Origin of the sequence: Citrobacter sp. RHBSTW-00671, assembly GCF_014103415.1 — a bacterium.
Lineage (GTDB): Bacteria > Pseudomonadota > Gammaproteobacteria > Enterobacterales > Enterobacteriaceae > Citrobacter.
The window spans coordinates 2,718,229-2,730,589 of the sequence record NZ_JABXPR010000001.1 but is presented as its reverse complement, the minus strand read 5'-3'; the positions used below and the strand labels follow the sequence as shown (position 1 = coordinate 2,730,589).

The following is a 12,361-nucleotide window of genomic DNA, read 5'->3' as shown; positions in this document are numbered from 1 at the left end:
CAGTGCGATTAGATCGGGCCGGGAAAACTCAGCGAATAACCACGTGAGAATATAATGGTCGATCATTCATCTGCTTCTGAGCACAACAATTTTACTCGTTGCCTGTATCTTTTCGACAGCGCATTTCCACAAATCTTATCCCTGCTGGGTATGCCAGCCCCCACGCAGCTCTCGCCTGATACGTTTTATTATTCACTTGATAAAGCCCGAGAGAAATTGGGCAACTGGAACAGTGTAGCGGCTCGATTTAACTATAACGAGCAGGAAATGGCGAGCTTTCTTGCGGCACTTAGAACCTTGAAAAAATGGCTCGTCAGAAATACAGATGGCCAGCCTGCGGACAGAAATCTGACCATTGCCGCGTTGCGTTTTTTGTGGCAGCTCGAATATTTACGAGAAAAACAGCCTCAATTAACTTATTCAACGACGCTGCATAACGAAGGCGAAGAAAAGCAGTTACGTAGTTTGCAGCAGGTACGGGCATTAGAGCTGACCATTCGTAGTTTAATTAATGAAGCGTACAATAACCAACAAGCTCTACTTGAGCACCTAAACAAATTATTTGGTCAGGAACGGGTAAAAAAATGGCTAAACGTTGCCGATCGTGATGACGTATTGAGTGGGACCCTTTTCAGTGAACTCGCCTCACTGTTTATTGATAAAAACGAATATCCCATCCACTATTCTCCACTTTATCAATATACCCCTTTGCTCAGCTTTGTTAACGATAAACGGACAACACTGAACACCTTTCTTGACGATATTCGCGTAATTCGCAACCGTCTTGCACATCATAAGCGGGTAACCTCCGTCCAAACAACATTGGTGAATTACTATTACCGAGAAATTACTGAGCCGGTACAGGAGGCCTTCGATGAAGGCCGCGTAAAAGTTAACCCTGATCGCTTTTTTGATGACAGCAATGCTGAGGTTGCTCGTTATTTCGAACGGACCGCCCAAAAGATTGAAGATCTCGGCGGCGACGTTCAGGGAATAAAGGATGACCTGGCGGCTCAGGCTCAGGATATTGGTAAAATCAAAATTGAAACGGGCATCATTCGCAATCGAGTCGCCTGGGTGCTGGGCGGTATCGCCGTCCTTATTATTGGCTCGGTGCTGACTTTCGGAACCTCAACCAAGACGCTGGTGAATACGGAGTCCATCCGTAGCGATCTCGGGGAAGTGGGTAAAACGGTTGCCGGTGCGAAAAAAGAAACCAGTAACGATCCGCGTAAAGAACTGGCGAATATCGGCATAGCCTGGGATGAAAAAAATCTTCGCGCCGCTATCGACCGCGGTGATACCCAGGTTGTCAATTTGTTTCTTGCCGGAGGCATGCGCTGGAAACTGTATTATGCCGAAGCCGCATTACAGGAAGATCGCCAGGAAACGTTGGATGCCCTATTACAATCAGCATCGTTGATGGATGAAAAAAACGGTTGTCTCAGAATGGCCGGTAAATTACGTCAGCAAGCGAACCACAATGGCACGCTGACCCCCATACAGATTCGTTATTTAAAAACATTCTGTTCTTCTGCCAGAGATGTTCAGGGTATTAAAGCGGAACTGGACAGCGCGCTTAATTTTGAGAAAGCCCAGAAGAAAGCTTACGATGAAGAAATGGCCAAAAATGAACCTGCGGGTCGCTGTGAACGCCGTTTGATGGCCGATAATGCGCGTGACTTACTGGCTGACGCGGCGCAGTTTTCACTGCAAAGACCTACCACCTATTCACTCCACGATGTGTTATTGAAAGAACTGAATACGCGTCTGATGTTCGGCACGCTCAACGGGGCAGAGTTAAAAAGCCTGGTTAAGAACTACTGCGTAAAACAAGAAAACCATGAACCCAATATTGCGATTGGCGATAACTGGAGTCGCTCACAACGGGTCATTTATAACGTAGTCAAATAATGAGCGATACACCAACACATTCATCGACAGAGAATTATATGTTCGCATTCAACAATGCATGGCCGCAGTTTACTTTCGAGTTCAATCCGTCACAGCGTGATGCACCGGCAGGCAGCCTGCTGATCGGATTGGGCGACGGCAATGATACGGAAAGCCATAAGGGTGTCGCGCTCAATAACAAAGGATACCGTGCAGGTCACTACAATTCGGTGAGTGAACTGGTGGCAAATGCCGACGATCGTCAATGGACTATATGGCGCAGCAAACTCTCAAGTGTCCAGGGAATACAACGAGTCGTTATTGAAGATTTCTCTCTGGATACCTGTTTTACGCTATTGCTGTTTTTGAACCATCTCGATGCCGCTGGTTCGCTGTCGCTATCAACACATCCGTGGCTGGAATACGTCACCGCATGGGAAAGCGGTATTTACCTGGACGGTGATGATACGGCGCGTTCTGCCGCGTGCTTGTTATCCGCACTCGCGCATAGCAGCCTGTGCGAGCAATCCCTGGATGATACTGCCGTTGTTCGCCACAACATGTTGGCCTGCCTGCGCCTGTTGAGCGATATGATAATAGCCAACCCAGACCCCACCGCAGGCATTATGCCCATGCACACGCAATGTTATGCAAGTGCGGTCGCAAGTCTGGCGTATGAGCAACAGATTTACCAACACGTGATCAAGCGCTCGGTGACCTGCCAGCTCCTGCTGGATCTCGGCACAGGCCGGCGGCAAACGGTGGTTGATGCACTGTTTATCACCGAAACGCTCCCTTCCGGGATGCTGAAAATTCTCGCACGCTGCGACAAAGAACGCAGTTGGACGCACAATGGATTTGGGTTACTGGCCATTTATCGCCCGCAAGAAGTGGGCACGGGCAATGATATCGTTATTTCACTCAACCCCATTCAGGGGACGCGCCTTGATGCCCTGTGGTCCGCTCTGGAACAACGTGAAGATGCGGCCTGGCAAGGGTTACGCCCGCACGATAGGCCGCGTTTTCTCGAAAGTTATCGCCTGGCCGGAAGCGATAAATTAATCCCTGGAGCACCGAACCAACCCTGGTACGACGATCAAGGCAGAATGACGCTCATTGCGGCACCGAAGCAGCTTGCACCCGGAGAGCCCGGCTCGAAACTGACCTGGCAACAAGACGTTTTGCCCGCAATCTGGGAAAATTATTTTACCCGTTACCTTGATAACGCCATTGTGCCAATAGTTTTACCCGAACTGGATTGCCGCACAAAGGGCAAATGCATTCGTGTCTATCAGCATCGCATCCCGGAGGGTGGTGATATTACGATAGTACCGCTGATGCGTATGATCGATACCCCCACCTTCCATGCCTGGCTGGCAGCACAGAGCGATAGCACGCACGTCGTCCGTAGCCCTGCGGATCTGCCCCCCGCCAGCGAGTACAGTAGCCAGTGGTACAGCAATATTCTGGTCGTCGCTCACCGTCATGGCGTCACGTTCTTCTGTCGCGAAGAAGAGAATAAACATCTGGCGATACTGATTAAAGCGGCCAGTTCAGTCGCGGATGTCAGCCATGAGTATGAAAATTTTCTGGCGAACTCTGGCCAACAGATTGAACAGTGGCTCAAGGATCTGCTCGAATCGCAGCAAATGCACAACCGAAAGGGCAAAATTCGTCGTCTATCTGACTGGTCCGAAATGATGCTGGAAACCAAGGCCCGGGCGCTAAAAGCCATGAATAAAGGTGCTTTGGTCGGCAACGATGCCCTACATAACCAACTGAGTGACGATCTCTCGCGGCAGTGGGGATTGTCTGAGCAACGCCAGGAGCTCATGGCGCAGATAGAGCAATTGGATCAGCTCATGCGCCAGGCGATTAGTCAGCGTCAGGAAAAACGTCAACGCGTATACGGCGCACTGTTTTCCGCTTTAGCACTCGGCGCGGCGGCTAACCATATTTGGGAACCGATTAAAGAGATAAAAACGACAAACCTTTATGAATGGCAACTCATGCTATTCAAAGAGCAGCCAGCCCCGGCAATCGACACGTTACAGGCGATTGCTGCAGATGCCGCACGATATGAAGTCTATACCCTGGCTATTCTGCTCATTTTTGGTTTCATTGGTTTTATCTTGTTCTGGTTTTTCGATTTTAATGGCAAGGAGGAGTAAGAAATAACGTTTTATTCACGATGCCGTCAGCATAAACCTTGCCGCATCTCTCACTTCCGCTGTTTTATGCACCAATACGTTTCAATACGGAACATTACCAGATGCTAATGTTCCTTATTGAAACGCCAATCACATCAATTTTCTTTTGACTACCCGTGTGCAAAATTACCTTATCGGCAGCGAGAGGTCGCCGTGACGCTGTACAAACCGATACCCTACATCAGATGTCTGCCTGATATGTGCAGCCATCTCAGGACTGTCTGCGGAGCATAAACAATGAAAAAATTGATCAACCGTGTTGAAGACGTACTGAACGAACAACTCGCCGGGCTGGCAAAAGCCTACCCCTCTCTGGCACTGCATCAGGACCCGGTGTACGTGACTCGCGCAGATGCGCCAGTGATGGGCAAAGTGGCGCTGCTTTCCGGCGGGGGTAGCGGCCATGAGCCAATGCACTGCGGCTACATTGGCCAGGGTATGCTCTCCGGTGCCTGTCCGGGTGAAATTTTCACCTCGCCAACGCCGGATAAAATGTTTGAATGTGCCATGCAAATTGACGGCGGCGAAGGCGTACTGCTGATAATCAAAAATTACACCGGCGACATTCTTAACTTCGAAACGGCAACCGAGTTGTTGCATGAAAGCGGCGTCAAAGTCACCACGATGGTCGTGGATGATGACGTGGCGGTGAAAGACAGTCTGTACACCGCCGGTCGTCGCGGTGTGGCAAATACGGTATTGATTGAAAAACTGGTCGGTGCGGCCGCAGAACGCGGTGACTCACTGGATGCCTGCGCAGCGCTGGGACGCCAGTTGAACAACCAGGGCCATTCCATCGGGATTGCCATTGGCGCCTGTACCGTGCCGGCGGCCGGTCAACCGTCATTCACCCTGCAGGACAACGAAATGGAGTTTGGCGTCGGTATCCACGGCGAACCCGGCATTGACCGCCGTCCATTCTCTTCGCTTGATCAAACTGTCGATGAAATGTTTGACACCCTGCTGGAAAACGGCCACTACAGTCGTACGCTGCGTCACTGGGATCACCTTCAGGGCGCATGGCAGGAAGGGAAAGAAAGCAAACGCGCGCTACAAAGCGGCGATCGCGTGATTGCGCTGGTCAATAATCTCGGTGCGACACCGCTGTCTGAACTCTTCGGCGTGTATAACCGCCTTGAAAGCCGTTGCCAGGATGCCGGTATTGTCATCGAGCGTAACCTGATTGGCTCTTACTGCACCTCTCTGGACATGACCGGTTTCTCAATCACCCTGCTACAAGTGGATGACGAAACGCTGAGCTTATGGGATGCACCGGTTCACACCCCTGCACTTAACTGGGGTAAATAAGGAGATTCATGATGTCCCTCACCAGAACACAAATTGTTAACTGGCTCTATCGCTGCGGCGAAATATTCACCACCGAAAGCGATTTTCTTACCGGTCTTGACCGGGAAATCGGCGATGCCGACCACGGTCTGAATATGCACCGCGGCTTCAGTAAAGTGGTCGAAAAGCTCCCGTCTATTGCGGATAAAGACATCGGTTTTATTTTGAAAAATACCGGGATGGTACTGCTCTCAAGCGTCGGTGGCGCCAGTGGCCCGCTGTTCGGCACCTTTTTCATCCGCGCCGCGCAGGTCACTCAGGCCCATCAAAGCCTGACGGTTGACGAGTTGTATCAGATGATGCGTGATGGCGCGGAAGGTGTCATTAGTCGTGGTAAAGCCGAACCGGGTGACAAAACCATGTGCGACGTTTGGGTACCCGTCGTCGAATCTTTGCGCCAGTCCAGCGAGCAAAAGCTGAGCGTACAGGCCGCACTGGAGGCGGCAAGCGCCCAGGCAGAAACCGCGGCGCAAAGTACCATCACCATGCAGGCGCGCAAAGGCCGTGCCAGCTACCTCGGTGAGCGCAGCATTGGGCATCAGGACCCCGGCGCAACATCCGTTATGTTTATGATGCAAATGTTGGCGCAGGCTTCCAGAGAGTAAGGATAAAACGATGGTAAACCTGGTTATTGTGTCTCACAGCGCCCAACTGGGCGAAGGCGTCGGTGCGTTAGCCCGACAGATGTTAATGGGTGATGGTTGTAAACTCGCTATTGCCGCAGGCATTGACGATCCTGAGAACCCCATTGGCACCGACCCCATCAAAGTGATGGAGGCCATTGAGTCAGTGGCAGACACGGATCACGTGCTGGTGATGATGGATATTGGCAGCGCGCTACTGAGTGCGGAAACCGCGTTGGATCTGCTCGACCCGGCGATCGCCGCCAAGGTGCGTCTGTGCGCCGCCCCGCTGGTTGAAGGTACGCTGGCGGCAACCGTCAGTGCTGCGGCGGGCGCGGATATCGATCGGGTCATCAATGATGCCATGAATGCCCTCGACGCCAAGCGTGAGCAACTGGGTTTACCTTCGTCTTCTGTCGCGAAGACCACACCAGCTGAATTGTCACCCGACGCGGATGCCCGTTCGGTTGCCGTGACCGTAAAAAACCCCAACGGTATACATGTTCGCCCGGCATCACGGCTGGTCTCCACATTGTCTGGCTTTAATGCCGACATGTGGCTGGAAAAAAACGGCAAGTGCGTCGTTCCTGACAGCCTGAATCAGATAGCCCTGCTGCAGGTGCGCTGTAATGACACGCTGCGCCTGATTGCCAAAGGTGAACAGGCAGATGCGGCGCTGGCTGCGTTTAAACAGCTGGCGGCTGAGAATTTTGGCGAGTCCGTCGCAGAAGCACGCGCTGAAAGTGTCGTAGTACCGGTGCCAGCGCTGGCAACGGGTACGGCCTTTTGCTATACGCCGTTCTCACCGGAAGTCACCCATCGACCCACCGCGGATGTACAGAACGAGCAGCAGCGGCTAAAAGCGGCCATTCAACGCACACTCGACGACCTGAGTGATTTAACCGCGCTGGCAGAGGAGAAATATTCCGCTGATATCGCCGCCATTTTCTCTGGTCATCACACGCTGCTCGACGATCCTGAGCTTTTCGATATGGCCTGTGATTTGATGCGCGAAGAGCAGTGTAGCGCAGCCTATGCCTGGCATAACGTACTGAGCGATCTGAGTCAGCAGTATCTGCAACTCGACGATCCTTATTTACAGGCGCGATACATTGATATTGAAGATTTGCTGTCCCGTACGCTGCAACATTTAACCGGCGAAAGTGCACATATCCCCGCGTTTATTCGACCGACCATTCTGGTCGCCGATGTCATCTATCCGTCTACCGTGCTGCAACTCGACCCGCTCACGATCAAAGGGATCTGCCTGCGAGCCGGTAGTGAAGCCTCGCACTCGGCGATTATCGCCCGCGAGATGGGCTTGTGCTGGGTATGCCAACAAGGCGAAACCCTCGATGCTATCAAGATGGGTGACGCTCTGACTCTGGACGGTGCAGCAAATCGGGTGATCCTCGCAGTCTGATACCCGCAGCCCACCCGTTATCTGTAAAAGGTGGGCTATTTCACTTCCTCCGTCAGGAAATGTCTGTTTAATCGCAAAATGGGGGGCGGATCACGCGCAACGGTCGATCCTGAACTAAGGTTTTCTCATGGTAAATGCCGCAGCTTCGGCACGCCGCTAAGGAGATTAACCGATGATAACGCCCGCCATTCGCCATCCAGGCCTGCTGTCAGTGGCGATAAAACTGACGCTCGCAAGCACCTTTTTTGCTCTGGCCTCTTTTACTGCGCACGCCGAGGATTCACCTGCCGCTACGCCTTCTCCTCCTGATATTCTGCTTGGCCCATTGTTCAATGATGTACAGACAGCAAAGCTATTTCCCGATCAGAAAACCTTTGCCGACGCAGTGCCTAACAGCGATCCGCTGATGATCCTCGCTGATTATCGGATGCAGAAAAATCAGTCCGGCTTTGATTTACGCCATTTTGTGGAAGTGAATTTCACGTTGCGAAAAGAGGGAGAGAAATACGTCCCCCCGGCCGGGCAATCACTCCGCGAGCATATTGACGGACTGTGGCCGGTACTCACTCGCTCAACGACCGATGTCGAAAAATGGGACTCTCTGCTGCCGCTACCAGAACCCTATGTGGTGCCGGGTGGGCGTTTTCGTGAGATTTATTACTGGGATAGCTATTTTACTATGCTGGGGCTGGCCGAGAGCAATCGCTGGGACAAGGTCTCTGATATGGTGGCCAACTTCGCTTACGAAATTGATTCGTGGGGGCACATTCCTAACGGCAACCGAAGCTACTACCTGAGCCGTTCGCAGCCGCCGTTCTTTGCCTTTATGGTTGAACTGCTGGCACAGCATGACGGTAACGACGCGCTGAAAAAATATCTCCCGCAGATGCAAAAAGAGTACAGCTACTGGATGGAAGGAGGCGAAGCGCTTCAGCCCGGTCAACAGCATAAACGGGTGGTCAAACTGGCTGATGGCACCCTTTTAAACCGCTACTGGGATGACAGAGATACGCCAAGACCTGAATCCTGGGTTGAAGATATTGCCACCGCGAAAAGTAACCCGAACCGCCCTGCCACTGAAATTTATCGCGACCTGCGCTCAGCCGCCGCATCCGGCTGGGACTTTAGTTCACGCTGGATGGATAACCCCAACCAGCTAAGTACCCTGCGCACCACCAGCATCGTGCCCGTCGATCTCAATGCATTGTTATACAAGATGGAGAAAATGATCGCTCTCGCCAGCAAAGCCGCAGGTGACGATGCCAAAGCCGCGCAGTATGAGGGCTTTGCCAATGCCCGCCAAAAAGGGATTGAAACCTGGTTATGGAATGACAAAGAAGGCTGGTATGCCGACTATGATCTGAAGAGCCACAAAGTCCGTAATCAGTTAACTGCCGCCGCGCTGTTCCCCTTATTTGTGAATGCGGCAGCGAAAGATCGCGCCAGCAAGGTGGCAGCAGCAACTCAGGCGCATCTGTTGCAACCTGGCGGCCTTGCCACCACGTCGGTGAAAAGCGGCCAGCAGTGGGATGCCCCCAACGGCTGGGCGCCGTTACAGTGGGTCGCTGCATCGGGATTACAGAACTATGGCCAAAATGATGTCGCCATGGATGTCACCTGGCGATTCCTCACCAATGTGCAGCACACCTACGATCGTGAGAAAAAACTGGTTGAGAAGTATGACGTGAGCAGCACAGGAACCGGCGGCGGTGGTGGCGAGTACCCGCTACAGGATGGTTTCGGCTGGACCAACGGCGTAACGTTAAAAATGCTCGATCTGATATGCGCTAAAGATAACCCCTGCGACAGCGTACCGGCAACGCGCCCCGCCCCCGCCAGTCACACGCCTTCCGAGGCCCAAAAGCAGACTCAACCGACGTCCTAATCTTCTTCTGATGTCTTAAGCGTCCTCTAAACCCGCGCCTTGGCGCGGATTTTTTGGTGCCATAGATCTCCATTTCAGGTGTATCCATTGCGTCTAGCCCTTATGGGGTAGCCCCTGTTTTCATCCGTGTGAAATTGATTCTGAACATGTTTTTATTCGCTGTATATGTAAATATATAGCGATTTTATCACTGTTCAGGATCAACATAATGCCACTGACAAGAAGGATGTTTGCCCAGCTCGTGGCATCTGCGCTGCTGTTACGCCATTTTCCGGCCCTTGCCCAAACGCCGCTTACCGTTGCTGTCGGTTCGCCGCCGTCCCCCGATACAATCCAGCGCGTCGTCAGTGCCGGAGCACCTGCCGATATGCTATTGCTGGCTGTCGCCCCGGAAAAACTGGTGGGCTTTTCATCCTTTGATTTTTCTCACCAGGCCGCAGTGCCATTCCATCATGACATATTGGCGTTACCGAAGTTGGGAAGACTGGCAGGACGCGCCAGCACCCTGTCACTGGAGGCCTTGTTAGCGCTGAAACCCGATCTGGTGGTTGACTGCGGCAATGCTGATGAAACCTGGCTTTCTCAAGCCCGGCAGGTCAACGCGCAAACGCGCGTTCCGTGGCTGCTGATTAACGGCGAGCTCCGACAAACCCCGGCGCAACTGCAAGCTGCAGGGGCCGCGCTGGGTATGGCAACACGGGCCTCTGCACAGGCCGCACTGGCCCGTCGGTTTATTGATGACGCAGATGCGTTTTCGCACTCCCCCGCAGCAAAACTGCGCTTTTATGCCGCACGCGGTGCCAGAGGGCTGGAAACCGGCTTGCAGGGTTCACTGCATACCGAGGCACCAGAGTTACTGGGATTACACAATGTCGCGCAAATCCCGGGACGACATGGATTGACCCAGGTATCCATGGAAAATCTGTTGAGCTGGCAGCCCGATATTATTCTGGTTCAGGATGCAGTTACCGCACAGTACCTGCGAGACGATCCCGTCTGGCAAGGGGTCAAAGCCGTTGCTGAGCAACGTATTCTGTTTCTCAGCGGACTGCCGTTTGGCTGGCTGGACGCCCCGCCGGGCATCAACCGGTTGCTGGGATTGCGTCGCCTGCACGCCTGGCTTGACCCCCAAATTGAAACCCACTTTAAGACCGATATGCAGCGTTACGCGGAGTTGTTCTGGCACACCTCATTAAGCGATGCACAGTTTCAGAAGCTGGTGACACGCTGATGAGAATGACAACGCTGAGTATCCTGATGATCGCAGCCATTGCCGCGTGTGTCATCGTCGCAACGGTTTCAGGTGCATACCGCCTGGATGCCCAGCAGGTGATGAACCTCATTGCTGGCCATCCAGACGTGCCGACACAGGACAAAATCGTCTTCTGGCAGATTCGCTTGCCGCGCATTCTGGCTGCATTGCTGCTGGGTGCGGCACTGGCGGGCGCAGGGACCACTTATCAGGGTATGTTCCGCAACCCACTGGTGTCGCCGGATATTCTCGGCGTAGCGGCCGGGGCGGGTTTAGGGGCCTGTACCGCCATCCTGCTGGGTTTACCGATCCTGTTTATTCAACTGTATGCGTTTGTCGGCGGTCTGTTCGTGGTAGCGGGCGTGTGGCTCATTACCCAGCGGGTAAAACGCCACGATCCGGTACTCACCCTTGTACTGGTCGGCATTGCGCTGGGTACGGTGTGCGGCGCAGGGATTTCGCTCATCAAAACGCTGGCTGACCCGTATACCCAACTACCGTCGATTACCTTCTGGCTACTCGGTGGTCTGTCGACCATCACCGCCCACGACCTGTGGTTGTCCGCACCGCTGATTGTGGCCGGTTTGGTGCCGCTGTTGCTGCTACGCTGGCGCATGAATTTGCTCACCCTCTCGGATGATGAAGCCCGTTCTCTGGGCATCAACGTATCCCGGCTGCGGCTCTGGCTGATTATCTGCGCCACGCTTATCACCGCCTGTACTGTGGCGATTGCCGGAATCATTGGCTGGATTGGGCTGGTGGTGCCACACATTGGCAGACTGCTTTGTGGGAACAACCACCAACGGCTACTGCCCGTTTCAATGGGGATCGGCGCTATTTTACTGCTGCTGACAGACACCCTTGCCCGCACCCTGAGCCGCACGGAAATCCCGCTGGGTATCCTGACCGCATTTATTGGTGCCCCCTTCTTCCTGTTACTTCTGCTCCGGGGAGGCCGACAATGACGCTGCTGACCGTACAACATGCGTCTCTCGGCTACCATTCCCGGCACCCTGTCTTGCGCGATGTCTCGTTTAGCGTCGCGCCAGGGTCAATCTGTTGCCTGATTGGCGCCAATGGCAGCGGGAAAACCACCCTGATGCGTACCATTCTTGGCGTTCTTCAACCGCTTGCTGGCCAGATTACGCTTGACGGTATCGCGGTGAATCATCTCAGCGACCGTGAACGCGCCGCCGCCATCGCCTGGGTTCCTCAGGCACATGACGGTGCGTTTGCCTTCACGGCTCTGGACATGGTGATGATGGGGCTGGCCCCGCAAATGGCGGCATTTGCCGTTCCCGGCGTCAAAGAACGCGACATCGCCCTTGAACAACTGGACGTGCTGGCAATCCCTCATCTCGCGCAACGGCGCTGGAACACTCTTAGCGGTGGTGAACGCCAACTGGTGTTGATTGCCCGTGCGCTGGCGCAACGTCCACGTCTTTTACTGCTGGATGAACCCGCTTCCAGCCTCGATTTTGGTCACCAGATCCGACTGCTCGACACACTGGTCACGCTAAAAGATTCTGGCATGGCGCTGCTGATGTCGACCCACCATCCGTTGCATGCGCGTGCCATTGCCGACAGCGTGGTGCGCGTCGAGCCAGACGGTCTGGTGTCACAGGGGGGGCCAGAACACCAACTGGCTGCTGAACGTCTTGCCACCCTGTATCGGGTCACCCCCTCACAAATAGCCCATCACCTCTTTGGCTCACACGATTAAGGAAT

9 protein-coding genes are annotated in these 12,361 nt (G+C 53.6%); all 9 read left to right on the top strand.

The window, feature by feature from the left end; translation table 11 throughout:
- The first annotated feature begins 54 nt into the window (after window positions 1–54).
- The 9 genes from HV261_RS13135 (at window position 55) to HV261_RS13095 (ending at window position 12,356) form a co-directional block, all read left to right on the top strand.
- Window positions 55–1,914: an STY4199 family HEPN domain-containing protein gene (locus tag HV261_RS13135; RefSeq protein ID WP_202038466.1), complete on the top strand. Its 1,860-nt coding sequence runs from the start codon at window positions 55–57 to the stop codon at window positions 1,912–1,914.
- A 38-nt stretch (window positions 1,915–1,952) separates the two neighbouring features.
- Entirely contained in the window at window positions 1,953–4,064 is a 2,112-nt protein-coding gene (locus tag HV261_RS13130) for a hypothetical protein (RefSeq protein WP_202038465.1), read from the top strand.
- A 276-nt stretch (window positions 4,065–4,340) separates the two neighbouring features.
- The gene (dhaK, locus tag HV261_RS13125; protein WP_137381659.1) at window positions 4,341–5,411 is read left to right on the top strand and encodes a dihydroxyacetone kinase subunit DhaK; all 1,071 of its coding nucleotides are present in this window, start codon (window positions 4,341–4,343) and stop codon (window positions 5,409–5,411) included.
- Window positions 5,412–5,422: 11 nt separating this feature from the next.
- Window positions 5,423–6,055 (top strand): dihydroxyacetone kinase subunit DhaL, encoded by a 633-nt coding sequence (dhaL, locus tag HV261_RS13120; protein WP_202039694.1) that lies wholly within the window; start codon window positions 5,423–5,425, stop codon window positions 6,053–6,055.
- Between the two features lie 10 nt (window positions 6,056–6,065).
- Window positions 6,066–7,496, top strand: a complete 1,431-nt coding sequence (gene dhaM / locus HV261_RS13115; protein WP_202038464.1) for a dihydroxyacetone kinase phosphoryl donor subunit DhaM — start codon at window positions 6,066–6,068, stop codon at window positions 7,494–7,496.
- Window positions 7,497–7,668: 172 nt separating this feature from the next.
- Window positions 7,669–9,381 carry an alpha,alpha-trehalase gene (gene treA / locus HV261_RS13110; protein ID WP_202038463.1) on the top strand — a complete coding sequence of 571 codons (1,713 nt, stop codon included), beginning with the start codon at window positions 7,669–7,671 and terminating at the stop codon, window positions 9,379–9,381.
- A gap of 208 nt (window positions 9,382–9,589) precedes the next feature.
- A complete protein-coding gene (locus HV261_RS13105; RefSeq protein ID WP_202038462.1) occupies window positions 9,590–10,612 on the top strand; it encodes an ABC transporter substrate-binding protein in 1,023 nt (340 codons plus the stop codon).
- The gene (locus HV261_RS13100) at window positions 10,612–11,598 is read left to right on the top strand and encodes a FecCD family ABC transporter permease (protein WP_202038461.1); all 987 of its coding nucleotides are present in this window, start codon (window positions 10,612–10,614) and stop codon (window positions 11,596–11,598) included. The genes HV261_RS13105 and HV261_RS13100 overlap by 1 nt, the downstream gene beginning before the upstream one ends.
- Window positions 11,595–12,356, top strand: coding sequence for an ABC transporter ATP-binding protein (locus HV261_RS13095; protein ID WP_202038460.1), 762 nt, complete (start codon window positions 11,595–11,597; stop codon window positions 12,354–12,356). The genes HV261_RS13100 and HV261_RS13095 overlap by 4 nt, the downstream gene beginning before the upstream one ends.
- The last annotated feature ends 5 nt before the right edge of the window (window positions 12,357–12,361 follow it).